Annotated in this window: 24 protein-coding genes; 11 read left to right on the top strand and 13 right to left on the bottom strand. The window is 56.8% G+C overall.

Going from position 1 to position 23,387, the window contains the following annotated elements; translation table 11 throughout:
- Positions 1-23: 23 nt before the first annotated feature.
- The gene (locus U5A05_RS05835; protein WP_261741202.1) at positions 24-1,925 is read right to left on the bottom strand and encodes a potassium transporter Kup; all 1,902 of its coding nucleotides are present in this window, start codon (positions 1,923-1,925) and stop codon (positions 24-26) included.
- 342 nt (positions 1,926-2,267) lie between these two features.
- Here U5A05_RS05835 and rimO point away from each other — a divergent pair, with 342 nt between their 5' ends.
- The 5 genes from rimO to tsaA all read left to right on the top strand — a co-directional run bounded on the left by rimO (position 2,268) and on the right by tsaA (position 6,328).
- Positions 2,268-3,605, top strand: a complete 1,338-nt coding sequence (rimO, locus tag U5A05_RS05830) for a 30S ribosomal protein S12 methylthiotransferase RimO (RefSeq protein WP_261741201.1) — start codon at positions 2,268-2,270, stop codon at positions 3,603-3,605.
- Between the two features lie 104 nt (positions 3,606-3,709).
- Positions 3,710-4,174, top strand: a complete 465-nt coding sequence (locus tag U5A05_RS05825) for a GNAT family N-acetyltransferase (protein ID WP_321835925.1) — start codon at positions 3,710-3,712, stop codon at positions 4,172-4,174.
- Between the two features lie 71 nt (positions 4,175-4,245).
- Positions 4,246-4,956: an rRNA pseudouridine synthase gene (locus tag U5A05_RS05820; protein WP_261741199.1), complete on the top strand. Its 711-nt coding sequence runs from the start codon at positions 4,246-4,248 to the stop codon at positions 4,954-4,956.
- 76 nt (positions 4,957-5,032) lie between these two features.
- Positions 5,033-5,494 (top strand): YehS family protein, encoded by a 462-nt coding sequence (locus tag U5A05_RS05815; RefSeq protein ID WP_261741198.1) that lies wholly within the window; start codon positions 5,033-5,035, stop codon positions 5,492-5,494.
- Positions 5,495-5,632: 138 nt separating this feature from the next.
- The gene (gene tsaA, locus U5A05_RS05810) at positions 5,633-6,328 is read left to right on the top strand and encodes a tRNA (N6-threonylcarbamoyladenosine(37)-N6)-methyltransferase TrmO (protein WP_261741197.1); all 696 of its coding nucleotides are present in this window, start codon (positions 5,633-5,635) and stop codon (positions 6,326-6,328) included.
- Positions 6,329-6,447: 119 nt separating this feature from the next.
- Here the strand turns inward: tsaA and fpr are convergent, their stop codons facing one another.
- Positions 6,448-7,227, bottom strand: a complete 780-nt coding sequence (gene fpr / locus U5A05_RS05805) for a ferredoxin-NADP reductase (RefSeq protein WP_003443014.1) — start codon at positions 7,225-7,227, stop codon at positions 6,448-6,450.
- 117 nt (positions 7,228-7,344) lie between these two features.
- Between fpr and U5A05_RS05800 the strand changes: the two genes are divergently transcribed.
- Entirely contained in the window at positions 7,345-8,271 is a 927-nt protein-coding gene (locus U5A05_RS05800; protein ID WP_095029105.1) for a LysR family transcriptional regulator, read from the top strand.
- Here the strand turns inward: U5A05_RS05800 and U5A05_RS05795 are convergent.
- From U5A05_RS05795 to U5A05_RS05785, 3 genes are all read right to left on the bottom strand, one after another.
- Positions 8,268-8,630 (bottom strand): diacylglycerol kinase, encoded by a 363-nt coding sequence (locus U5A05_RS05795; RefSeq protein WP_261741196.1) that lies wholly within the window; start codon positions 8,628-8,630, stop codon positions 8,268-8,270. The genes U5A05_RS05800 and U5A05_RS05795 overlap by 4 nt on opposite strands.
- 75 nt (positions 8,631-8,705) lie before the next feature.
- Positions 8,706-9,356 (bottom strand): response regulator transcription factor ErdR, encoded by a 651-nt coding sequence (gene erdR / locus U5A05_RS05790; protein ID WP_261741195.1) that lies wholly within the window; start codon positions 9,354-9,356, stop codon positions 8,706-8,708.
- A gap of 303 nt (positions 9,357-9,659) precedes the next feature.
- Positions 9,660-10,415 (bottom strand): tRNA-uridine aminocarboxypropyltransferase, encoded by a 756-nt coding sequence (locus U5A05_RS05785; RefSeq protein ID WP_321835924.1) that lies wholly within the window; start codon positions 10,413-10,415, stop codon positions 9,660-9,662.
- A gap of 245 nt (positions 10,416-10,660) precedes the next feature.
- Between U5A05_RS05785 and U5A05_RS05780 the strand changes: the two genes are divergently transcribed.
- A complete protein-coding gene (locus U5A05_RS05780; protein WP_261741193.1) occupies positions 10,661-11,071 on the top strand; it encodes a quorum-sensing-regulated virulence factor family protein in 411 nt (136 codons plus the stop codon).
- 231 nt (positions 11,072-11,302) lie between these two features.
- Positions 11,303-12,415, top strand: coding sequence for an LOG family protein (locus U5A05_RS05775; protein ID WP_261741192.1), 1,113 nt, complete (start codon positions 11,303-11,305; stop codon positions 12,413-12,415).
- 138 nt (positions 12,416-12,553) lie between these two features.
- Here the strand turns inward: U5A05_RS05775 and recX are convergent, their stop codons facing one another.
- From recX to U5A05_RS05750, 5 genes are all read right to left on the bottom strand, one after another.
- Positions 12,554-13,021, bottom strand: a complete 468-nt coding sequence (gene recX / locus U5A05_RS05770; protein ID WP_261741191.1) for a recombination regulator RecX — start codon at positions 13,019-13,021, stop codon at positions 12,554-12,556.
- A gap of 8 nt (positions 13,022-13,029) precedes the next feature.
- Positions 13,030-14,136: a recombinase RecA gene (gene recA / locus U5A05_RS05765; protein WP_261741190.1), complete on the bottom strand. Its 1,107-nt coding sequence runs from the start codon at positions 14,134-14,136 to the stop codon at positions 13,030-13,032.
- Between the two features lie 83 nt (positions 14,137-14,219).
- Complete coding sequence (locus U5A05_RS05760; RefSeq protein WP_321835923.1) at positions 14,220-14,720, bottom strand: CinA family protein; 501 nt, start codon at positions 14,718-14,720, stop codon at positions 14,220-14,222.
- A gap of 54 nt (positions 14,721-14,774) precedes the next feature.
- Positions 14,775-15,119: a phage holin family protein gene (locus U5A05_RS05755; RefSeq protein WP_261741188.1), complete on the bottom strand. Its 345-nt coding sequence runs from the start codon at positions 15,117-15,119 to the stop codon at positions 14,775-14,777.
- Between the two features lie 297 nt (positions 15,120-15,416).
- Entirely contained in the window at positions 15,417-16,151 is a 735-nt protein-coding gene (locus U5A05_RS05750; protein ID WP_321835922.1) for a LexA family transcriptional regulator, read from the bottom strand.
- Positions 16,152-16,338: 187 nt separating this feature from the next.
- Here U5A05_RS05750 and mutS point away from each other — a divergent pair, with 187 nt between their 5' ends.
- Positions 16,339-18,918 (top strand): DNA mismatch repair protein MutS, encoded by a 2,580-nt coding sequence (gene mutS / locus U5A05_RS05745; protein ID WP_321835921.1) that lies wholly within the window; start codon positions 16,339-16,341, stop codon positions 18,916-18,918.
- Positions 18,919-19,047: 129 nt separating this feature from the next.
- Positions 19,048-19,371, top strand: coding sequence for a ferredoxin FdxA (gene fdxA / locus U5A05_RS05740; protein ID WP_003443045.1), 324 nt, complete (start codon positions 19,048-19,050; stop codon positions 19,369-19,371).
- A 218-nt stretch (positions 19,372-19,589) separates the two neighbouring features.
- Here the strand turns inward: fdxA and U5A05_RS05735 are convergent, their stop codons facing one another.
- The 3 genes from U5A05_RS05735 to U5A05_RS05725 all read right to left on the bottom strand — a co-directional run bounded on the left by U5A05_RS05735 (position 19,590) and on the right by U5A05_RS05725 (position 21,969).
- Positions 19,590-20,219 (bottom strand): CoA transferase subunit B, encoded by a 630-nt coding sequence (locus U5A05_RS05735; protein WP_321835920.1) that lies wholly within the window; start codon positions 20,217-20,219, stop codon positions 19,590-19,592.
- 2 nt (positions 20,220-20,221) lie between these two features.
- Positions 20,222-20,920: a CoA transferase subunit A gene (locus U5A05_RS05730; RefSeq protein ID WP_321835919.1), complete on the bottom strand. Its 699-nt coding sequence runs from the start codon at positions 20,918-20,920 to the stop codon at positions 20,222-20,224.
- A gap of 392 nt (positions 20,921-21,312) precedes the next feature.
- Complete coding sequence (locus U5A05_RS05725; RefSeq protein WP_261741183.1) at positions 21,313-21,969, bottom strand: TetR family transcriptional regulator; 657 nt, start codon at positions 21,967-21,969, stop codon at positions 21,313-21,315.
- Positions 21,970-22,234: 265 nt separating this feature from the next.
- On the opposite strand from U5A05_RS05725, the gene U5A05_RS05720 reads away from it, so the two are divergent.
- Positions 22,235-23,386, top strand: a complete 1,152-nt coding sequence (locus U5A05_RS05720) for an efflux RND transporter periplasmic adaptor subunit (RefSeq protein ID WP_261741182.1) — start codon at positions 22,235-22,237, stop codon at positions 23,384-23,386.
- Position 23,387 lies beyond the last annotated feature (1 nt).

The raw sequence follows: 23,387 nt of genomic DNA, 5'->3' as shown, positions 1-23,387 counted from the left end.
GTTAGAGGCCTTTGCCAGCGACCCTACATCTCGACCTGAGTACCCAGCTCAATCACCCGATTGACCGGCAGCTTGAAGAACCGCAGGTTGCCGTTGGCGTTCTTGAGCATGAAGGCGAACAACCCTTCGCGCCAGCGCGCCATACCTACCAGCTTGGAGGCGATCACCGTTTCCCGACTGAGGAAATAAGTGGTGCGCATCGGACTGAAATCCAGATCATCCAGATGGCACAACTTCAACGCCTCAGGAACATCCGGCTCATCCATAAAGCCGAAGTGCAGGATCACCCGGAAGAACCCGTCACCATAGGCATCCACCTCAAAACGCCGCGAGGTGGGCACCCGGGGTGAGTCTTCGTTGACCACAGTGAGCAACACCACCTGCTCGTGCAATACCTGGTTATGCAACAGGTTGTGCAACAGGGCATGGGGCACGGCGTCCGGACGAGCTGTCAGAAATACCGCAGTACCCTGTACGCGATGCGGCGGCTGTACTCGAATGCTGCTGATAAACAGCGGCAGCGGCAACGCGTTTTCATCAAGTCGGTCCACCAGCAGTTGCTTGCCACGCCGCCAGGTGGTCATCAGGATAAACAGCACGATCCCCGCCAATACCGGGAATGCCCCGCCCTGAAAGATTTTCGGGACGTTGGCAATAAAGAACAGCCCGTCTACCAGCAGAAAGCCGATCAATACCGGCACAGCCAGAACAGGCGGCCATTTCCACAGCAGTAACATGACCGCCGACACCAGAATGCTGGTAATCAGCATGGTCCCGGTTACTGCTACCCCGTAGGCAGAAGCCAGGGCACCCGAGGACTCAAAGCCCAGCACCAGCAAAATAACCCCGACCATCAGCGACCAGTTCACCGCACCAATGTAAATCTGCCCCTGCTCGGCGCTGGAGGTGTGCTGGATATGCATACGCGGGATGTAACCGAGCTGGATCGCCTGATGGGTCAGGGAGAAAGCCCCTGAAATCACCGCTTGGGAAGCAATCACCGTCGCCAGCGTGGCCAGTCCCACCAAAGGAATCAGCGCCCAGGCGGGGGCCAGCAGGTAGAACGGGTTACGGGCCGCGTCCGGGTTTTCCAACAGCAAGGCGCCCTGACCGAAGTAGTTAAGCACCAGCGCTGGCAAGACCAAGATGAACCAGGCCCGGGCAATCGGCTTGCGCCCAAAGTGCCCCATGTCGGCATACAGCGCCTCAGCACCCGTCAACGCCAGCACTACGGCGCCCAAAATGGCCACGCCCATACCCGGATGAGAAACAAAGAAACGCACGCCCCACACCGGGTTCAACGCATTGAGCACTTCCGGGTGCTGCATGATGCCGTTGACTCCCAGCCCCCCCAGCACCACAAACCACACCACCATGACCGGCCCGAACAGCTTGCCGATACTGGCCGTACCATGGCGTTGAATCAAAAACAGCAGGACCAGCACAATCAAGGCCAACGGCACGACCCAACGTTCCAGCCCATCAAATGCCAGCTCAAGCCCTTCCACGGCCGACAGCACCGAGATCGCCGGGGTGATCATGCTGTCGCCATAAAACAGCGCAGCCCCGATCAATCCCAGAATCACCAGTACCGAACGCAGCCTGGGATAGGGCGAAGCGGCCCGGCGCGCCAACGCAGTCAGGGCCATGATTCCGCCCTCGCCTTCGTTGTCGGCGCGCAGAATAAACAGCACGTACTTGATCGAGACCACCCAGATCAACGACCACAGGATCAGTGCCAAAATACCGAACACACCATCATGGTTGACTTGCACCCCATACCCACCGGAAAACACCTCTTTAAGGGTGTACAGGGGGCTCGTACCGATATCGCCATACACCACACCGACCGCTGCAACCAGCATCCCTATCGGCTTGGCCTTTGAGTGACCGTCTTCTGCCGCCTGACTACTTGCCTGCCCCATCAACCACCCCTACGACCATGGACCGCGTTTCTTAATGGTTTGCGCTACATTTGATCAGCAGCATGCGCTGATTTTCTGACTCTGGCCCTCGAAATATGGGTGATTAAAAACCCTATTTTCGCGACGGCGCGCAGCATAGCGCAGCACTCGTCGTAAATCCCCGTATAACGCTGGTCAAGTGCGTTGACCATAGCTAAAATTGCGCACTTTTTTTGATCAGAGGCGCACAAGAGTCTGTTACCGCTTGGTTGATAACCTCAACAAAGCGCCAACAGACCCAAAGCGCCCGCTCGTCGTGCAGCCTTTACGGGCATGTAACGTCACTACATACCGAGGTTCGCCATGTCCACCGTTACCACGCCAGCCGCCCCAAAGGTCGGCTTCGTCTCCCTGGGTTGCCCAAAAGCTCTGGTCGACTCCGAGCGCATCCTTACGCAGCTGCGTATGGAAGGCTACGACGTCGTCTCCACCTACCAGGACGCTGACGTCGTGGTAGTCAACACCTGCGGCTTCATCGACAGCGCCAAAGCGGAATCGCTGGAAGTGATTGGTGAAGCTATCAAGGAAAACGGCAAGGTCATCGTGACTGGCTGCATGGGCGTGGAAGAAAGCGCCATCCGCAAGGTTCACCCGAGCGTGCTCGCCGTCACCGGCCCGCAGCAGTATGAGCAAGTGGTCAACGCCGTTCACGATGCCGTACCGCCTAACTTGAACCACAACCCGCTGATCGATCTGGTGCCACCACAAGGCGTCAAGCTGACACCGCGTCACTATGCGTACCTGAAGATATCCGAAGGCTGTAACCATAGCTGCAGCTTCTGCATCATCCCGTCGATGCGCGGCAAGCTGGTCAGCCGTCCGGTTGGCGACGTCCTCGACGAGGCTCAGCGCCTGGTCAAGGCTGGCGTGAAAGAGCTGCTGGTTATCTCTCAGGACACCAGCGCCTACGGCGTTGACGTGAAGTACCGCACCGGCTTCTGGAACGGCGCGCCGGTCAAGACCCGCATGACTGAACTGTGCGAAGCCCTGAGCTCGCTGGGCGTATGGGTGCGTCTGCATTACGTCTACCCGTACCCACACGTTGACGAGCTGATCCCGTTGATGGCGGCCGGCAAGATCCTGCCGTACCTGGACATCCCGTTCCAGCACGCCAGCCCGAAAGTGCTCAAGGCCATGAAACGCCCGGCGTTTGAAGACAAGACCCTGGCCCGAATCAAGAACTGGCGCGTTATCTGCCCGGACCTGATCATCCGTTCGACCTTTATCGTCGGCTTCCCGGGCGAAACTGAAGAAGACTTCCAGTACCTGCTCGACTGGCTGACCGAAGCACAGCTCGATCGCGTGGGTTGCTTCCAGTACTCGCCAGTCGAAGGCGCACCCGCCAACCTGCTGGACGCGGCCATCGTGCCGGACGACGTCAAGCAGGATCGCTGGGACCGCTTCATGGCCCATCAACAGGCCATCAGCGCCGCACGCCTGCAGATGAAAATCGGCAAGGAAATCGAAGTCCTGATCGACGAAGTCGACGAGCAAGGCGCTGTTGGCCGCTGCTTCTTCGACGCTCCGGAAATCGACGGCAACGTGTTTATCGCCACCGAGCAAGACATCAAGCCGGGTGACAAGATCATGTGCCGCGTCACCGACGCCGACGAGTATGACTTGTGGGCTGAAGTGATCTAAACCGCGACAGCCTCGCAAAAAGCCCTGCCGCCTTCGCGTCAGGGCTTTTTTTACGACTATTGTTAGCCCATCGCTTCCATCATCAGTGTCAGGAGACACACACGATGCAACAACACTGGGTCGTCCATACGCCACGCCTTGCGGACTTCGAAGAACTCACCAACGTTTGGGAAGCATCGGTACGCGCCACCCATGATTTTTTGCCCGACAGCTATATCCATCTGCTGCGCGCCCTGGTCAAAGACCAATACCTGGACGCCGTGATGCTGATTTGCTGCAAGGACCCGACCAGCAAACGCATCTGTGGCTTTGCCGGCATAGCGGCAGGCAAGGTTGAAATGCTGTTTATCCGCCCTGATTACCGAGGACAAGGCATTGGCAAGGTCCTGCTCAGGTTCGCCATCGACGAACTGAACGCCGAACGGCTCGACGTCAATGAGCAGAACCCGCAAGCCATTGGTTTTTACCTCAAACAAGGTTTTGAGGTGATTGGACGCGGCGAAAAAGACGGCCTGGGGCAGCCTTATCCACTGCTGCACCTGCGGTATAAACGCCCAGCACGCGCATAAGGCAAATGTTGCCGGGCTTAACCGGCGCCAGGCGGGTACAATAGCCGCCCAATTCCTTTACGGCCCCTGTCATGTCTGAACCGATACGTCTCTCCAAACGCCTCATCGAACTCGTCGGCTGCTCCCGCCGTGAGGCCGAACTGTTCATTGAAGGTGGCTGGGTCACGGTAGATGGCGAAGTCATCGACGAGCCGCAATTCAAGGTCGACAACCAAAAAGTCGAGCTGGACCCTGAAGCCAAGGCCACCGCGCCCGAACCTGTGACCATTTTGCTGAACGCCCCGGCGGGCCTTGATGCCGATAGCGCCATGGCGTTGATCGGCCCGGATTCTCTGAGCGATGAGCACCGTTTCGGCAAACGCCCGCTCAAGGGGCACTTCCTGCGCCTGAGCATGGGCAACGAACTGCAGGCCAACGCCAGCGGTCTGCTGGTGTTCACCCAGGACTGGAAAATCGTGCGCAAGCTGACTGCCGATGCTAACAAGATCGAGCAGGAATACGTGGTTGAAGTCTCTGGCGAGATGGCACCCCACGGCTTGAACCGTCTCAATCACGGTATGACCTACAAAGGTCGCGAGCTGCCTGCGGTCAAAGCCAGCTGGCAGAGTGAAAACCGCCTACGCTTTGCGATGAAGAATCCGCAGCCGGGCGTTATTGCACTGTTCTGTCAGGCCGTCGGCCTTACCGTTATCTCGATCCGCCGTATTCGTATTGGCGGTGTGTCGATGGGCAAGCTGCCCGTTGGCCAATGGCGCTACATGAGCGCCAAAGAAAAGTTCTAAAAACAGAACTACCCCGCACATTTAGACACCGCAGCAATGCCTGCGGTGCTCACTGCTGAATATCAGGATTGCCCACATGATTCATAACGACGTACTGCGCAGCGTGCGCTACATGCTCGACATCAGCGACAACAAGGTTGTCGAAATCATCAAGCTTGGTGGCCTGGACGTGACCAAGGAAGACGTTCTGACCTACCTGAAAAAAGATGAAGAAGAAGGTTTTGTCCGTTGCCCGGACGAAGTGATGGCGCACTTCCTTGATGGCCTGGTGGTCTTCAAGCGTGGCAAGGACGAAAGCCGTGCGCCGATGCCTGTTGAACTGCCGGTGACCAACAACATCATCCTGAAAAAACTGCGTGTAGCCTTCGAACTCAAGGAAGACGACATGCACGCCATCCTCAAGGCAGCCGGCTTTCCGGTGTCCAAGCCTGAGCTAAGCGCCTTGTTCCGCAAATTCGGCCACACCAACTACCGCACCTGTGGCGACCAGTTGCTGCGCAACTTCCTGAAGGGTCTGACCCTGCGCGTTCGCGACTGAGTTACCGTTGCACTGACAAAGCCTTTGTAGCCGCTGCCGCAGGCTGCGACAAGATCTGAAAGATCTTCAAGGCCTTATAGACAGGGGCCGCTGCGCTGCCCATCGCAGCCTGCGGCAGCGGCTACAAGGTTTCCGTAAATGTCCTACACCGTCTCTCCCATCGGCTTTGTGCGCTCCTGTTTCAAGGAGAAATTCGCCATCCCGCGCCAGCCACAACTGGCCCCGGCTGCCCGTGGCGTGCTGGAACTGGTCGCGCCATTCGATCAGGGCGATGCGGTGCAAGGTCTGGAGCAGGTTAGCCATGTCTGGTTGCTGTTTGTGTTCCACCAGGCGCTGGAAGACAAACCCCGCCTCAAGGTGCGTCCACCGCGCCTGGGTGGCAACAAGTCCATGGGGGTGTTTGCCACCCGTGCGACCCATCGCCCGAATGGCATCGGCCAGTCCGTGGTCAAGCTGGACAAGGTTGAAGCCAATCGCCTGTGGATTTCCGGAATCGACCTACTCGACGGCACGCCGATTCTCGATATCAAGCCGTATGTGCCTTACGCAGACATCATCACCGAAGCCAGCAATGGCATGGCCAGTGCTGCACCGGTATTGATTCCTGTGCACTGGGCTGACACCGCCCTACAACAGGCACATACACAAGCCATGCGCCTCCAGGAGCCGCTGGTGGAGCTGATCGAGCAGTGCCTGGCGCAAGACCCGCGCCCAGCCTACCAAACGCCTACAGCCGAACGAGAGTACGGCGCACAGTTCTGGGATCTGGACGTGCGCTGGCATTACCCCGAGCCTGGCGTGATCCGTGTGCTGGAAGTGATTCCCAAGAAGTAACCTGAAACGCAATGTGGGAGCGAGCCTGCTCGCGATTGTGAAATGCCAGTCACTGTAAAGGTGACTGACAGACCGTAATCGCGAGCAGGCTCGCTCCCACATTTTTTGATCCGCGTTTGTTACTTCTCGACGAAGGCACGCTCGATCAGGTAATCACCCGGCTCACGCATCCGCGGCGAAACTTTCAGACCGAAGCTGTTAAGCACTTCGCTGGTTTCGTCGAGCATGCTCGGGCTGCCGCACAACATGGCGCGGTCGTCCTGCGGGTTGATCGGTGGCAGACCGATGTCGCTGAACAGCTTGCCGCTGCGCATCAGGTCGGTCAGACGGCCTTCGTTTTCGAATGGCTCGCGGGTAACAGTTGGGTAGTAGATCAGCTTGTCACGCAGCGCTTCGCCGAAAAACTCGTTCTGCGGCAGGTGTTCGGTAATGAATTCACGGTAAGCGACTTCATTGACGTAACGCACGCCGTGGCACAGGATCACTTTTTCGAAACGCTCGTAGGTTTCCGGATCCTGGATCACGCTCATAAATGGCGCCAAGCCAGTACCGGTACTGAGCAGGTACAGATGTTTGCCCGGCTTCAAGTCGTCCAGCACCAGCGTACCCGTAGGCTTTTTGCTGATGATGATCTCGTCGCCTTCTTTCAAGTGCTGCAACTGGGAGGTCAGCGGGCCGTCCGGCACCTTGATGCTGAAGAACTCCAGATGCTCTTCCCAGTTAGGGCTGGCGATCGAGTAGGCACGCATAAGCGGACGGCCATTGGGCTGTTGCAGGCCGATCATCACGAACTGACCGTTCTCGAAGCGCAAGCCCGGGTCACGGGTGCACTTGAAGCTGAACAGGGTGTCGTTCCAGTGATGAACACTGAGGACACGTTCGTGGTTCATGTTGCTCATGTACGGGGCTCCTAAATTCGCCTGCGCTGACTATGGGCGCGATTGCACAGCATTCTAATGGCGGCGACAATATCTGTTAACTGAATTATCAAGATAAGGGTTATCGGTTATATAGATATGCGATTTACTCTCAGACAACTCCAGGTGTTCGTTGCCGTCGCCCAACAAGAGAGCGTGTCTCGCGCTGCTGGCTTGTTGGCCCTTTCACAATCTGCTGCCAGTACTTCGATTACCGAACTGGAGCGCCAAACCAGCTGCCAACTGTTCGACCGTGCGGGCAAGCGTTTGAGCCTCAATGCACTGGGTCGCCAACTGCTGCCACAGGCCGTCGCCCTGCTCGATCAGGCCAAGGAAATCGAAGACCTGCTCAACGGCAAGTCCGGCTTTGGCTCATTGACCGTGGGCGCGACTCTGACCATCGGCAATTATCTGGCGACCCTTCTGATCGGCAGTTTTATGCAGGCGCACCCTGAAAGCCAGGTCAAGCTGGTGGTGCAAAATACAGCACATATCGTGCAACAAGTCGCCCACTACGAAATTGATCTAGGTCTAATCGAAGGCGATTGCGCTCACCCGGACATCGAAGTGCAGAGCTGGGTCGAGGATGAACTGGTAGTGTTTTGCGCCCCGCAGCATCCGTTGGCCGCTCGGGGCCACGCGACACTGGAGGAGTTGACCCGCGAAGCGTGGATCTTGCGCGAGCAAGGCTCGGGCACCCGCCTGACGTTCGACCAGGCCATGCGCCATCACCAAACGGCACTCAATATTCGTCTGGAGCTGGAACACACCGAAGCGATCAAACGCGCCGTGGAGTCGGGCCTTGGTATTGGCTGCATCTCACGCCTGGCGTTGCGCGACGCCTTTCGACGCGGCAGCTTGGTAGCCGTGGAAACCCCCGAGCTGGATCTGGCCCGGCAGTTTTACTTTATCTGGCATAAAAAGAAGTATCAGACATCCGCCATGCGCGAATTTCTGGAACTGTGCCGCGCCTTCACCGCAGGGGTTCAGCGCAGCGACGAGATCGTATTGCCGACGATCGCTTAAAGCAGAATGACCGCCCACACCACGGCAATCATGGTCAGCACCACAAACTGGGCGGCGCTGCCCATGTCCTTGGCGTTTTTCGACAATGGGTGCAGGTCGAGGGAGATGCGGTCAACCACCGCCTCAATCGCCGAGTTCAACAATTCGACAATCAATGCCAACAGGCATACTGCAATCAGTAATGCGCGCTCTACTCGGCTGACATTCAGAAAAAAGCTCAGCGGGATCAAGATCACGTTTAGCAGCACCAACTGCCGAAAAGCGGCCTCGCCAGTAAAGGCTGCACGCAAACCGTCCAGCGAGTAACCGCCAGCATTCAAAATCCGTTTAAATCCGGTTTTACCCTTGAAAGGCGACATAGATAGGCAACTGCATAAAAAAAGAGAGGGGAACGCTAGTTCACGCTTCGTCAAAAAAGCGTGAAGACTGGCAGGTTAATGGCTCGAAATTGATTCAAGTTGCTGCAAGAGTAACGCGGCCTGGGTTCGTGTGCGAACCCCCAGTTTGCGGAAGATGGCCGTAACGTGAGCCTTGATGGTCGCCTCGGAAACACTCAGTTCGTACGCGATCTGCTTGTTCAACAGACCTTCGCAGACCATGGTCAACACCCGGAACTGCTGAGGCGTGAGGCTGGCCAGGCCTTCGCTTGCCGCCTTGGCCTCAGCCGAAACCTGAACCTCTTCAAAGGCCTGAGGCGGCCAGCTGACATCGCCATCGAGCACCGCACGAACGGCCTTTTGAATCTCGTCCAGCGAGCTGGATTTAGGGATAAACCCACTGGCGCCGAACTCGCGCGAACGCACCATGATCGACGCCTCTTCCTGGGCCGACACCATCACCACCGGAATTTGCGGGTACTGACCACGCAGCAACACCAGCCCGGAAAAACCGTAAGCACCCGGCATGTTCAAGTCGAGCAGTACCAGATCCCAATCAGCCTTGATCGCCAGCTGTTTTTCAAGCTCGGCGATACTGGCGACCTCAACCAGGCGAACATCAGAACCCAGCCCAAGGCTGACAGCCTGGTGCAGCGCACTGCGAAACAGCGGATGGTCGTCGGCAATCAGGATTTCGTATGTGGCCATTTTTTAAATGATCCTGTTTTTCAGGCGAGCCCTGATGAATTCCAGCACTCGCTAAGGCAACTCGAGCAATAGCTCAAAGACTGTGGGTCAAAGGGCGCGATTTACGCTAAACGTCGGCAAATATAAGTGTTTTAACAGCAGCAGCTGCCGAATCGGCGCCAAGCATGCCCAGCGAAACGGGGAGGGTCAAGTTGAAAACCTGACACCTGGGTCCACGCAGAAGCCATCACAACGCCATCGTCCAAAAACGAACAATGACGCTCGCTTACATCTGTCCGAAAATTGTAGCGCTACTTCTTTAGTCTATTGAGCCCGATTCCGGGGAAGGTCTTTTACAAAAACACCCAGTTCCTGATGTGCCACGCTGGCTTCATTCATCGGCAACTGATTTTTCGCGTCCAAATAATGCTGACTGAACACGTCGAAATAGGCATCCAGCGCACTTGAGGCCTCGGTATCGCCCGCAAGTTCGAGGCATAAACTCGCCACTTCCGCGGTACACAGGTGCTCACTGCGTGTGGAGCGGCGCAAGCGGTAGCGCGAAAGTCTCTCCGGCAGCAGGCTCAAAATCGGCAAGGCATCGAAGTACGGACTTTTGCGGAAGATCTTGCGCGCTTCAGTCCAGGTTGCGTCGAGCAGAATAAACAGCGGCCGCTTGCTGCTGTCGATCTCCACGGTGTGGGTTACCCGTTCAGGCTCAACGTACTCGCCGGGAAATACCAGGTATGGCTGCCACTGCGGGTCGGACAACAACGCCAGCAGAGCCTCGTCGGTTTCGGTCCTCGACCAGATAAAGGCAAAGTTGTCGCTTATTACGTCAGCAATCAACCAGCCTGTATTGCTGGGCTTGAATACTTCCTTTTTAGTCATGACCAAGCATACACCCGAGCGCGCACTGACCTTGGGTCGCCAGTTGCACAGGCAGTGGCTTTCAATCACACGGCAGGTATGACAACGCGGAGCTCGTGAGCCGCGCGCCAAATAGGGCTTGGTGCTCTCCTCTTCACGCTCGTCTCGCAAACGGGCTACAGCATTCGGGGAAAAGGTCGTCAGGGTCATGGATTTTTACTTAAAGGCGCCAACCGTCTATTCGCCAAGGTTGGCGCACGCACGGATTCACAAGAGAAAGGCGCCAAGTTTAACAGAGGTGCGAATCCATGACCTTTGGCATTTCCTGCCAGGTCATGCTGACCTATACTCCCGCGCCACTGAACGCACAGATATGTGGTCGGTCTAAACCTGCGTCACTGAACGCATAGATACGTGGCCGGTCCAACCTGCGTCACTGAAATCAGGAGAGTTTCATGCTGCGCCATATCATTCCGACCGTCGCTCTTATGCTTGCACTGCCTCTGGCCGCACAAGCCGCTTCTCTCAAGGATTTTGAGCTGAACAAAAACCTGCTCAAGGTTGCCGAGAAAAGCAACGAAGGCAAACCGCGGGCAATCAATGCGGACCTTTTGGATAAAGGCTTTACGGTAGACGGCACTGTTCTGATCAACAACCTGGAAGCCAGCCCGACATTGGCCGCCCAGATGCGCTCCAACCCCGAAGAAACTGTGCCGCAACTTGGTCGCAGCGTGTGCAGCAACGCAGGTTTCCGCACCCTGATGGCTCAAGGGGCGACGTTGCGCTACAGCTTCAAGGAATACAAGACCAACAACCCGGTCCTGATCCAGGATTTCCGAGCCGAGAACTGCCAGCGCAAAAAGTAACATCCCTTGCCACGCCGTACCCCGTACGGCGTATAAGCCCCACCATCGGGCTCAGCCCGCACGCCTCCCTACCCTGCTCCCTTTCGCTAAACTTCATGTATGTCAGGCAATTAGCTATTGCCAGCCAAGACATCGCAGGACCATCATCGAACCATCATGGTTGACACTCTGTGTCTCAGCGCCCGCCTGTAGTGCGGCGCTTTCAAGGATGTTGTGCAGAAGGAGAAGTACATGCCTGATCAATCCAATGACACCCTGACGCTGCACTTTCAGGAACAGGGCCTGGATCTTGCTCATGAAGTGGACGAGCAGTTGCAACGAGTCGCACCCAATAGCCCGAACCGGGCGCTTTACCGCGAGATGTTACTGACCGTATTGCGCATGGCCCACGACGACTTTGATCGCTGGAATGCCAAAATCACCCTGCAAGCCATCCGTGAACTCGAGAAAACCTTTCGGACACTGGAGCAGTTCAAGGGGCGACGCAAAGTTACGGTATTCGGCTCGGCAAGAACCCCGGTCGAACACCCACTGTATGCACTGGCCCGCGAAATGGGTGCCGTCCTGGCAAAATCAGACATGATGGTTATCACCGGCGGCGGTGCCGGCATCATGGCCGCGGCCCACGAGGGTGCAGGCCTGGATCACAGCCTGGGGTTCAACATCACCCTGCCGTTTGAACAACGGGCCAACCCGACCATCAACGGCACTGCCAATGTGCTGGCATTCCATTTCTTCTTTACCCGCAAACTGTTTTTTACCAAAGAAGCAGATGCCCTGGTGATGTGCCCGGGAGGCTTTGGCACGCTGGATGAAGTGCTGGAGGTGCTGACCCTGATGCAAACAGGCAAAACGCCGTTGGTACCGGTGGTTTTACTGGACGTGCCTGGCGGGTCATTTTGGCAGGGTGCGCTGGACTTCATACATAACCAGCTGGAAGCCAACCAGTACATTCTTCCCAACGATTTGAAGCTGATGCGCCTGGTGTACAGCGCCGAAGAGGCCCTTGCTGAAATCAATCAGTTCTACAACAACTTCCACTCAAGCCGCTGGCTGAACAAAACCTTCGTGATCCGCATGAAACGGCCTGTCAGTGTTTTAGCCCTTAAGGAGATACAGCAGAATTTTGCCGATATCTGCCTCAGCAATGGTTTCCAGCAACAGGGGTACTGCGGTTTTGAGCATGATGACCCCAAGCTTAACCACCTTACCTGCCTGAGTTTTGCATTCAGCGGCCGCAATCAGGGACGGTTACGTGAGTTGGTCAACTTTATCAACCAGCCACAGAACTGGGCTGCAATAGATAACGTGACTACGCCAGAACAGCGTATATCGGTTGAATGAGAACCAATGTAGCCGCTGCCGCAGGCTGCGATAAGGCCCGCAGGGCCTTTAAAGGAAGGGGCCGCTACGCAGCCCATCGCAGCCTCGTACCTCGACAGCGGCTACAGAAGGTTGCGTAAGAGCCGCCAGTTTGCGCTTTCAGTCATCAAACTCTCGGCCGCTCAACAAGCGGCCGATCATTTCAAGCGGATACCCCCGATAACTCAAGAAGCGCCCTTGGCGAGCACGTTCCTTTGCATCTGCAGGTAACTGACCGGAAAACTTGCGACGCCAGGTGTCTTCCAACTGCTCTTGCCAGTTGAAACCACATTCGCGCAATGCTTCTTCTATATCCCCACGCGCCAAGCCACGCTGGCCAAGCTCTTCGCGAATACGCAAAGGGCCATAACCGGAACCGGCACGGTAGTTGATATAGCTTTCGAGATAGCGCGACTCCGACAACAATCCCTCTTCCGTTAGACGGTCAAGGGCTGCGTCGATCATGTCGGGGCAAGCCCCACGCTGACGCAATTTGCGCGTCAGCTCGACTCGACCGTGCTCGCGTCGCGCGAGCAGGTCCATTGCAGTCCGTCGCACCGCGACGGGGGTATCCAGGACGGCGATCATGATGTCTATCAGTTATCGCTGTCGGTAGCGTTTTCCATTTCTTCGGCTTCAGCCAGTGCAGCAGCTTCCTTGGCAGCCTTGCTCAGTTTTGGCATAACTTTGATTTCTGCCATCTCAGCGTCGGTCTTTGGCCCCAGCAACTTCTCACGCAGCTGCTTTTCCAGCGCGTCCTTGATGTCCGGATTGTCGTCCAGAAACTTGGCGGAGTTGGCCTTGCCCTGACCGATTTTGCTGCCGTTGTAGCTATACCAGGCGCCGGCTTTTTCGACGAAGCCATGCAACACGCCCAAGTCGATCATCTCACCATTCAGGTAGATGCCCTTGCCGTACAAGATCTGGAACTCAGCCTGACGGAACGGCGGTGCCACCTTGTTCTTGACCACTTTAACGCGGGTTTCGCTACCCACTACCACGTCGCCTTCTTTCACCGCGCCGGTGCGGCGGATATCCAGACGTACCGAGGCGTAGAACTTCAGTGCGTTACCACCGGTTGTAGTTTCCGGGCTACCAAACATCACGCCGATCTTCATACGGATCTGGTTGATAAAGATAACCAGGCAGTTGGCGTTCTTGATGTTACCGGTGATTTTACGCAGCGCTTGCGACATCAGACGGGCTTGCAAGCCAACGTGTGTGTCACCCATGTCGCCTTCGATTTCAGCTTTTGGGGTCAGTGCAGCTACGGAGTCGATGATGATCACGTCAACCGCGTTGGAACGCACCAGCATGTCGGTGATTTCCAGTGCCTGCTCGCCGGTGTCCGGCTGGGAAACCAGCAGGTCGTCGACGTTTACACCCAGTTTGGCTGCATATTCAGGGTCCAGGGCGTGCTCGGCATCGACGAAGGCGCAGGTTGCACCGACCTTTTGCGCTTGTGCAATCACGGACAGGGTAAGTGTGGTTTTACCCGAAGACTCTGGACCGTAGATTTCAACAATACGGCCTTTTGGCAGACCGCCAATGCCCAGTGCGATATCCAGACCCAGCGAACCGGTAGAGATCGCCGGAACAGCCTGACGCTCCTGGTCGCCCATCAGCATCACGGCACCCTTGCCGAATTGACGTTCGATCTGACCCAGGGCCGCAGCCAAGGCTTTCTTCTTGTTGTCGTCCATTAAAGTCCTCTCGTAATCAATAAGGCCCGACGGCCGATAACTGTATAAGTAGCCAGTATTATTCCACAGGGTTAGAGGATCGCCTACCCCTGATTTTTTATTTCTCGTACCGTTCGGCGTATTAAGCCTTCCAGGGCAGCAATCACCGTTTGCTGGCGGACCTCATCGCGGTTGCCCGGAAAGTGTCTGCGCTCGGTCGATACTTCGTCACCAGCCCCCCACGCCAGCCAGACGGTGCCAACCGGCTTCTCTGGTGAGCCGCCGCCCGGCCCGGCCACGCCACTCACCGCAACGGCAAATCGCGCCCCACTCTGCGCTTGAGCACCGTGCACCATGGCTTCAACCACCTCGCGGCTGACGGCCCCCACTTGAGTGAACAAAGACTCAGGAACATCCAGCTGTCTGGTTTTTTGCTGGTTGGAGTAGGTCACAAAGCCCGCCTCAAACCAGGCGGAGCTGCCGGCAATGCGGGTGATGGCCTCTGCAATGCCGCCTCCGGTGCAAGACTCGGCGGTCGTCACCTGGGCATTAAGAGCCTGTAACAGCAGCCCAAGTTCAGCCGCAAGTTGAGATATTTGATCCACGATCCTCTCCTGATGGGCGGTTCTGCGCCATAACCTACACCAAAAAAGCGCCTGCTACGGCTCGATCCGCGAGTCGCCAGGCGAACCGTCGACTCCAAGCCGCTTCGCAGCCCAACGCTGATACAGGCTGATGGCCGCATCTGCACCGGCCAACGCGGTCAGGCAACCCAATGCACCGGCCGACAGGATGGACATCCCGGCTGAGTAAAGCAGCATGAAGGTCGATACGCCGCACACCATGCAGGCTCCCGAACGCAGTGCAAGGCGCCGCATCAGTGGCCATCCGCTAGCGCCATCTTTGTCCGCCCGCCACATCTCACCAAAAATGCCGCCCACCAGGGCAAGAAGGATGACCAGTAAAACCGGCATTTCCAGCAAAGCCTGCGGTTCATTCATCATGTCATCACTCCTATGTCCTTATTGATAAGCGCCAATTTCCGGCCCGACTGTAACGTCACACCCCTGCCCGAGATCCATCGTTGGTCGTCATGCAACAAAGACTATGCATGTATGGATATACAGTCAATGCACCAGTGCATATATTTATTCAGGCGATTGCAGCAAGTCGGCCAAGGCCAACAAATACAGTGAGAATTGTCTTCTTAATGGCTAAAAAAACTGCCACGGGAACGAGCCTGCTCGCGAAGACTTGTTCGCGAGCAGGTTCGCTCCCACAGTATTTTCAGAAACTAACGGCTAGCGGGCGTACATGCCCCACCAGAACACATGACCAAGGATGACCAACTGTTCATCCTCAAGATCGTTGTAGGCGTAGTCCTCATCCGGGAACTCATCACGATTGAAGCTGCGCAAGCGAATGCCGCCTGCCAGGCGATACAACTGTTTCACCCGCAACTGGCCATTGTGATTGACCGCATACAGATCACCATCGATGACCTCATCAAGCGTGCGCTTGCCGGCATTGACCCCAACCGTTGCACCATCGCGCAACACCGGCAGCATGCTGTCACCACGAACCGTCACGCACTTGGCCTGATCGAACTCCACGCCGTTGTGGCGCAAGCTGCGCTTGCCGAAACGCAGCTTGGCGCGCTCGCTCTCTTCAATGGCAAAGCGCCCGGAACCGGCCGCCAGTTCAACCTGACGCAAGAATGGAATGGATACTTCATCATCCGCCACCGGAGTATCGTCATCCCACAGGCAAATGTCACGCAGCTCAGGGTGACGCAGCTCGGGTTCAGACACTGCAGGCGTGTGGATATCGCCCCGGCCACGCAAGCGATCCGTACTGATGTTGAAATACTCGGCGATCCTGGAGATTTGTCTGTCGGAAGGGTCGACAATTTTACCGCTCAAAATGCGCGAGAGTGTGGACTGCGGCACCCCTGTGCTCCGGTGCAGCGCCATGGCGCTGATCTGGTGGTGGGTAAGCAGTTCCTTGAGGACGGTTGAAACAGTTCGTTTGGACATGAGAGCAATAGTGCTGAGCGTGTTTATCGAAGGCAAATCCTATTTCTTCTATTTATAGCTGCGTGTCAGCGCACCCCGAGCACACCTGTAGGTGCAGGGGGCTGACATGTTAACCTTGCGTCCATTGCGAAAACCTCAGGCTACGGCCTGTCTTTCCCCACTTCTGAACGAATCCGCCTAAGTCCTGATGAGTAAAAATACCTCCGACCTGTCCAGCCACACGCCGATGATGCAGCAGTACTGGCGCTTGAAGAACCAGCACCCTGATCAGCTGATGTTTTATCGCATGGGCGATTTCTACGAAATCTTCTACGAAGACGCGAAGAAAGCCGCCAAGTTGCTGGATATCACACTCACGGCCCGTGGGCAGTCTGCAGGCCAGGCGATCCCGATGTGCGGGATTCCTTACCATGCCGCCGAGGGCTATCTGGCCAAGCTGGTAAAGCTCGGTGAGTCGGTGGTGATTTGCGAACAGGTCGGAGACCCGGCCACCAGCAAAGGCCCGGTGGATCGTCAGGTAGTACGCATTATCACTCCGGGTACGGTCAGTGACGAGGCGCTGATGGATGAGCGCCGCGACAACCTGATTGCTGCCGTGCTCGGCGATGAGCGCCTGTTTGGCCTCGCCGTGCTGGACATTACCAGCGGTAACTTCTCGGTACTGGAGATCAAGGGCTGGGAAAACCTGCTGGCTGAACTGGAGCGCATTAACCCGGTTGAATTGATGATCCCGGACGACTGGCCACAAGGTCTGCCCGCCGAAAAACGCCGTGGCGTACGTCGCCGCGCACCGTGGGATTTTGAGCGCGACTCGGCCCTGAAAAGCCTGTGCCAACAGTTCTCAACCCAAGACCTTAAAGGTTTTGGCTGCGAAAACCTGACCCTGGCCATTGGCGCCGCCGGTTGCCTGCTCAGTTACGCCAAGGAAACCCAGCGTACCGCCCTGCCCCATTTGCGCAGCCTGCGCCATGAGCGTCTGGATGACACCGTGGTCCTGGACGGCGCCAGCCGTCGCAACCTGGAGCTGGACACCAACCTGGCCGGTGGGCGCGACAACACGCTGCAGTCCGTGGTCGATCGTTGCCAGACTTCGATGGGCAGCCGCCTGCTGACCCGCTGGCTGAACCGCCCGTTGCGCGACTTGAGCGTACTGCTGGCACGCCAGTCGTCGATCACCTGCCTGCTGGACGGCTATCGCTTTGAAAAGCTGCAGCCACAGCTCAAGGAAATCGGCGATCTGGAGCGCATTCTGGCCCGTATCGGCCTGCGCAATGCCCGCCCCCGCGACCTGGCACGGCTGCGCGATGCCTTGAACGCATTACCGCAACTGCAAGACGCGATGATCGGCCTCGAAGCGCCGCACCTGCAGCAGCTGGCTACAACCACCAGCACTTATCCCGAGCTGGGAGCCCTGCTGGAAAAAGCGATCAACGATAATCCGCCCGCCGTGATCCGCGACGGTGGAGTGTTAAAGACCGGGTATGACGCCGAACTGGACGAGTTGCAGTCGCTGAGCGAAAACGCCGGTCAGTTCCTGATTGACCTGGAAGCCCGCGAAAAAGCCCGTACCGGCCTGGCCAACCTGAAGGTCGGTTACAACCGGGTACACGGCTACTTTATCGAGCTGCCAAGCAAGCAGGCCGAGCAGGCACCGGCCGATTACATCCGCCGCCAAACGCTCAAAGGCGCCGAGCGCTTTATCACCCCGGAGCTCAAAGCCTTCGAAGACAAGGCCCTGTCGGCTAAAAGCCGCGCCCTGGCCCGCGAGAAGATGCTCTACGAAGCATTGCTCGAAGAAATGATCAGCCATCTGGCGCCGCTGCAAGACACTGCCGCCGCACTGGCCGAGCTGGATGTACTGAGCAACCTGGCAGAGCGCGCACTGAACCTGGACCTGAACTGCCCGCGCTTTGTCGACGAGCCGTGCATGCGTATCAGCCAAGGCCGCCACCCGGTGGTCGAGCAAGTACTGACCACGCCATTTGTGGCCAACGATCTGGCGCTGGATGACGATACCCGCATGCTGGTGATTACCGGTCCTAACATGGGCGGTAAATCGACCTACATGCGCCAGACCGCATTGATCGTGCTGCTGGCCCATATCGGCAGTTTTGTTCCGGCAGCGAGCTGTGAGCTGTCGCTGGTTGACCGCATCTTTACCCGGATCGGCTCCAGCGATGACCTGGCGGGCGGCCGTTCGACCTTTATGGTCGAGATGAGTGAAACCGCGAACATTTTGCACAACGCCACCGAACGCAGCCTGGTCCTGATGGATGAAGTGGGCCGCGGCACCAGCACGTTCGACGGTTTGTCGCTGGCCTGGGCTGCGGCAGAACGTCTCGCCCAATTACGCGCCTATACTTTGTTTGCCACCCACTACTTCGAACTGACGGTACTGCCCGAAAACGAACCGCTGGTGGCCAACGTGCACTTGAGTGCGACCGAGCACAACGAACGCATCGTGTTCCTGCACCATGTATTACCGGGCCCGGCCAGTCAGAGTTATGGCTTGGCCGTGGCGCAATTGGCGGGCGTGCCGACCGAAGTCATCACCCGTGCCCGCGAGCACTTGAGCCGCCTGGAGACCACCAGCCTGCCCCATGAAGTGCCGGGTCCGACCACCGGTAAAAAGTCGGTACCACAGCAAAGTGACATGTTTGCCAGCCTGCCTCACCCGGTGCTGGATGATATTTCCAAGCTGGATCTGGACAACATGACGCCACGTAAAGCGCTTGATTTGCTCTACACATTAAAGACACGCCTTTAAAAGCTGCTAGAATCGCGCGCGGTTCGGGATGCTAGTGACCTTTTAGCCTGGTCATTAGATATCACTCCCGAACCCGGTGAACCCGACCTGGAAGGGTTTCGCTGCCGCCGCCTGAGGAGAGAATTAGAAATGACCTTCGTCGTCACCGACAACTGCATCAAGTGCAAGTACACCGACTGCGTAGAAGTCTGTCCGGTGGACTGCTTTTACGAAGGCCCGAACTTCCTGGTGATTCACCCGGATGAGTGCATTGACTGCGCGCTTTGTGAGCCTGAATGCCCTGCACAGGCGATCTTCTCTGAAGATGAAGTGCCTGCGGACATGCAAGAGTTTATTCAGTTGAATGTTGAGCTGGCTGAAATCTGGCCAAACATCACTGAGAAGAAAGACGCTCTGCCGGACGCGGAAGAGTTTGATGGTGTGAAAGGCAAGATCAAAGATCTGGAACGCTGATTCACGCTGCAGCAAAAAGCCCCTTTTGGGGCTTTTTGTGTTTCTGAGCCTGACAAAAAACCTGTAGCCGCTGTCGAGCTACGCGAGGCTGAGATCGGGGGCGCAGTGCCCGCAAATCCTGAGCCCCCAATATATCCGCCAAATCGAGGCTTCTGGTTTGCGACTGCTACGCCCCCGATCGCAGCCTTCGTACCTCGGCAGCGGCTACAGGCGTGTATTCAGCCGTTAATTGAGCAACCGGTTGCTTCTTGCAGTTGCTCGCGGCTAACCCCCGCGGCCAGCTCAACCAGTTGGAGCCCTTGCTCCGTCACATCGAGCACCGCCAGGTCGGTAATAATCCGGTCAACTACGCCCACGCCGGTCAGCGGCAGGTCACACTGCTTGAGCAGTTTATGGGTGCCACCCTTGGCCGTGTGCTCCATCAGCACCACCACGCGCTTGACCCCGGCCACCAGGTCCATCGCCCCGCCCATGCCCTTGACCATCTTGCCCGGAATCATCCAGTTGGCCAGATCGCCCTTCTCGGAGACTTGCATCGCGCCAAGAATCGACAGGTTGATATGCCCACCGCGAATCATCGCAAACGAGTCGGCGCTGTTGAAAAAACTGCTGCCCGGCAGGGTCGTAATAGTTTGTTTACCCGCGTTGATCAGATCGGCATCGACCTCATCTTCGGTCGGAAACGGGCCAATCCCGAGCAGGCCATTTTCACTTTGCAGCCACACATCCATGCCCTTGGGAATGTAGTTGGCCACCAGGGTCGGCAAACCGATGCCCAAATTGACGTAAAAACCGTCCTGCAGTTCTTGGGAGGCGCGCTGCGCCATTTCTTCACGAGTCCAGGCCATGGTCAGGCGCTCCGTACAGTGCGATGTTCGATACGTTTTTCCGGGCAGGCATTGAGCACCAGCCGCTGCACGTAAATCCCGGGCAAATGAACCTGATCGGGCTCGATCTCGCCAATCTCGACAATTTCTTCCACTTCCACCACGCACACCTTGGCCGCCATTGCGGCCAATGGATTGAAATTGCGTGCGGTTTTGTTGAACAGCAGGTTGCCGGACTTGTCGGCTTTCCAGGCCTTGACCAAGGCCACATCGGCCCGCAGTGAACGCTCCATGACGTACCACTCGCCATCAAACTCACGAGTTTCCTTGCCTTCAGCCACCAAAGTGCCGTAACCGGTCTTGGTGAAAAATGCCAGTATACCCGCCCCGCCCGCCCGCAGTTTTTCCGCGAGGGTGCCTTGAGGGGTGAACTCCAGTTCAAGTTCGCCAGCCAGGTACTGACGTTCGAACTCTTTGTTCTCGCCCACGTAGGAAGAAATCATTTTGCGGATCTGACGCGTCGTCAGCAGTTGCCCAAGGCCGAAACCATCAACCCCGGCGTTGTTACTGATGACCGTCAGCTCGCGCTTGCCAGTGTCACGCAGGGCAGCAATCAGCGCTTCCGGAATCCCGCACAATCCAAAGCCGCCGACAGCCAGGGTCATGCCGTCTTCGACCAGCCCCTGCAAAGCGGATTCAGCACTCGAGTAAATCTTGTTCACTTGTTATTCCTCGAATTGCCCACGACACACAACACCATCGTGGTCTGTTTGCTTTAGTCGAGAGAGGGCCAACACTTTGGCCGTCGCCCGCTCCCCGATTTTGGCTGCTCTGGCCTGCGGCCAAAGCGTTGCTCAAGTGTAGGGGAAGCCGACGTGAGAAGGGTTAAATGGGAGAAATAACCAAGAAAGATGCCGAAGTCATGTAGTACTTAAAACCCGTTGCCTATAGCTTGTTTATCGATGACTGTGGGGCATTTCACTGAGTCATCACAATTTAGCTACAAAATACTTAGCTCGCTAACTTTAAACCTGCAGGCTAGACGTATATAAATGCCGTTAGCCAGCAAATGCTCCAGAGGGCAAATCTTCACTCGCCTTATTGCCCGAGCCTACTAGACTCCCTCTCGGATATTGGCGCTAATTCGTAATGTTGGGCTTAAACGCAGCATATCCAGACCCGTATCGACCCAGGACTCAGCGTTCTTGAAAAGCTCGAAGCTGTCAGGAACCAGCAGCCATTGCCCGAGAATTCCGTCGATATAGGCATGCAAGCAAATAGCAGCACGGCGAACATCCAGCGTTACAGGGAGTTGTTGACGGTGAATGGCATTGGTAAGGGCCAGTTCGATTCTGCTGTTGCAATCAACCATCGCAACCTGGCGCTGAGCCCGAAAATCACACATTTCGTCTGTGAATTCGCACTTATGAAACAAAATTTCATTGATACGCCGGGTTTTTGGATCAATGGCAACTTGGCGAAACAAATGAATCAGCAATTGGCGCATGCAGCCGAGCGGATCAATTTCGTTCTGGTTTTCACTGGCCTTGGCCATTTCATCCAGCGGTTCATGCAGGCTATCGAGCATGGCCTGCACCAGATCGGCCTTGTTGCTGAAGTGCCAGTAAATTGCACCGCGGGTGACACCCGCCAACGCGGCAATATCAGCCAACGTCGTGCGTGCGACACCCCGCTCGTAAAAGGCCTGCTCGGCCGCCTCGAGGATTTTGCTCCGGGTTTCAAGCGCTTCTTCTTTGGTACGACGCACCATGGCAATAAAAACCTCAATCAGGAGGGTCCGGGCAGTTGCGATCACTCGCCAGGACCAACATCGGGTGGCGCTTGTTATGCCTTATCCCGGTCTACTTCATACTTTAAAAATGGCTCTGCAGGACGTAGCGAGACACGTTCCCGCTATTTACAAACAGACACGAATGTAAGTATATTCCTTAGCAAGCTACTTATCCACCCGGAACAGCTTTCTTTACCCTTCCACTATTCTTGTGCGCTTTCGCGTGCCTGACCCGAGGATTTTCATGCAATTCAAGCCAGCTGTTACCGCTCTGGTTGCTGCCATCGCCCTAGCTTCGCTGCTCAGCGGATGCAAAAAGGAAGAGGCAGCACCTGCCCCGCAAATCCCTCAGGTCGGCGTCGTGACGCTAAAAACCCAGCCTTTTACCTTGACCACCGACCTGCCGGGTCGTACTGCGTCCTATCGTTCGGCTGAAGTTCGTCCTCAGGTAAACGGCATCATCCTCAAGCGCCTCTTTAAAGAAGGCAGCGACGTAAAAATCGGCCAGCAGCTGTATCAAATCGATCCAGCGATCTATGAAAGCGCCGTGCTCAGCGCTCGTGCCACTCTGCAATCGGCAAAATCCCTGGCTGATCGCTACAAGCAATTGGTTGCAGAGCAAGCCGTAAGCCGTCAGGAATACGACAACGCCGAAGCCGCACGCCTCGAAGCCGAAGCTGCCCTGAACACTGCCCAGGTCAACCTGCGCTACACCAAGGTGCTGGCGCCGCTGACCGGTCGTATCGGTCGCTCGCTGTTCACCGAAGGTGCGCTGGTCACCAGTGGTCAGGCGAACGCATTGGCCGTGATCACCCAACTGGACCCGATCTACGTTGACGTGACCCAATCCTCGGTGGAAATGCTCGAACTGCGCCGCGATCTGGCCAGTGGCCGCTTGAAGAAGGCCGGTGATAACTCCGCCAAGGTCAAGTTGACCCTGCCGGACGGCAGTGAATACCCGCAAGAAGGTCGTCTTGAGTTCTCCGAAGTTTCAGTGGATGAAGCCACCGGCTCCGTCACCCTGCGCGCCGTGTTCCCGAACCCTGACGAAGTACTGCTCCCAGGCATGTTTGTCCACGCACAACTGGAAGCAGGTATCGACAGCAATGCGATCCTGGCACCTCAGATTGGCGTGACCCACAACCTCAAGGGCCAACCCACTGCCTTGATCGTTGGGCCGGACAACAAGGTTGAAATGCGCGTGCTGCAAGCTTCGCGCACAGTCGGCAGCGACTGGCTGGTCGAGAAAGGCCTGAACCCTGGCGACCGCCTGATTACTGACGGCCTGCAGTTCATCAAGCCTGGCATTGAAGTCAAGATCATGGACAAGCCACAAGGCGAAACCCCGGCACCTGCCCCGGCAACTGAAAAAGCTGCAGGCAGTAAAGGGGAGTAAA

The organism is Pseudomonas kulmbachensis, assembly GCF_963681935.1.
Taxonomy (GTDB): domain Bacteria; phylum Pseudomonadota; class Gammaproteobacteria; order Pseudomonadales; family Pseudomonadaceae; genus Aquipseudomonas; species Aquipseudomonas kulmbachensis.
This window is presented reverse-complemented; position numbering and strand designations above follow the sequence as displayed.

Coding starts and splice junctions, on each gene's coding strand:
- U5A05_RS05835 (WP_261741202.1), bottom strand. CDS start 1,925: ATGGGGCAGGCAAGTAGTCAGGCGGCAGAAGACGGTCACTCAAAGGCC.
- rimO (WP_261741201.1), top strand. CDS start 2,268: ATGTCCACCGTTACCACGCCAGCCGCCCCAAAGGTCGGCTTCGTCTCC.
- U5A05_RS05825 (WP_321835925.1), top strand. CDS start 3,710: ATGCAACAACACTGGGTCGTCCATACGCCACGCCTTGCGGACTTCGAA.
- U5A05_RS05820 (WP_261741199.1), top strand. CDS start 4,246: ATGTCTGAACCGATACGTCTCTCCAAACGCCTCATCGAACTCGTCGGC.
- U5A05_RS05815 (WP_261741198.1), top strand. CDS start 5,033: ATGATTCATAACGACGTACTGCGCAGCGTGCGCTACATGCTCGACATC.
- tsaA (WP_261741197.1), top strand. CDS start 5,633: ATGTCCTACACCGTCTCTCCCATCGGCTTTGTGCGCTCCTGTTTCAAG.
- fpr (WP_003443014.1), bottom strand. CDS start 7,227: ATGAGCAACATGAACCACGAACGTGTCCTCAGTGTTCATCACTGGAAC.
- U5A05_RS05800 (WP_095029105.1), top strand. CDS start 7,345: ATGCGATTTACTCTCAGACAACTCCAGGTGTTCGTTGCCGTCGCCCAA.
- U5A05_RS05795 (WP_261741196.1), bottom strand. CDS start 8,630: ATGTCGCCTTTCAAGGGTAAAACCGGATTTAAACGGATTTTGAATGCT.
- erdR (WP_261741195.1), bottom strand. CDS start 9,356: ATGGCCACATACGAAATCCTGATTGCCGACGACCATCCGCTGTTTCGC.
- U5A05_RS05785 (WP_321835924.1), bottom strand. CDS start 10,415: ATGACCCTGACGACCTTTTCCCCGAATGCTGTAGCCCGTTTGCGAGAC.
- U5A05_RS05780 (WP_261741193.1), top strand. CDS start 10,661: ATGCTGCGCCATATCATTCCGACCGTCGCTCTTATGCTTGCACTGCCT.
- U5A05_RS05775 (WP_261741192.1), top strand. CDS start 11,303: ATGCCTGATCAATCCAATGACACCCTGACGCTGCACTTTCAGGAACAG.
- recX (WP_261741191.1), bottom strand. CDS start 13,021: ATGATCGCCGTCCTGGATACCCCCGTCGCGGTGCGACGGACTGCAATG.
- recA (WP_261741190.1), bottom strand. CDS start 14,136: ATGGACGACAACAAGAAGAAAGCCTTGGCTGCGGCCCTGGGTCAGATC.
- U5A05_RS05755 (WP_261741188.1), bottom strand. CDS start 15,119: ATGATGAATGAACCGCAGGCTTTGCTGGAAATGCCGGTTTTACTGGTC.
- U5A05_RS05750 (WP_321835922.1), bottom strand. CDS start 16,151: ATGTCCAAACGAACTGTTTCAACCGTCCTCAAGGAACTGCTTACCCAC.
- mutS (WP_321835921.1), top strand. CDS start 16,339: ATGAGTAAAAATACCTCCGACCTGTCCAGCCACACGCCGATGATGCAG.
- fdxA (WP_003443045.1), top strand. CDS start 19,048: ATGACCTTCGTCGTCACCGACAACTGCATCAAGTGCAAGTACACCGAC.
- U5A05_RS05735 (WP_321835920.1), bottom strand. CDS start 20,219: ATGGCCTGGACTCGTGAAGAAATGGCGCAGCGCGCCTCCCAAGAACTG.
- U5A05_RS05725 (WP_261741183.1), bottom strand. CDS start 21,969: ATGGTGCGTCGTACCAAAGAAGAAGCGCTTGAAACCCGGAGCAAAATC.
- U5A05_RS05720 (WP_261741182.1), top strand. CDS start 22,235: ATGCAATTCAAGCCAGCTGTTACCGCTCTGGTTGCTGCCATCGCCCTA.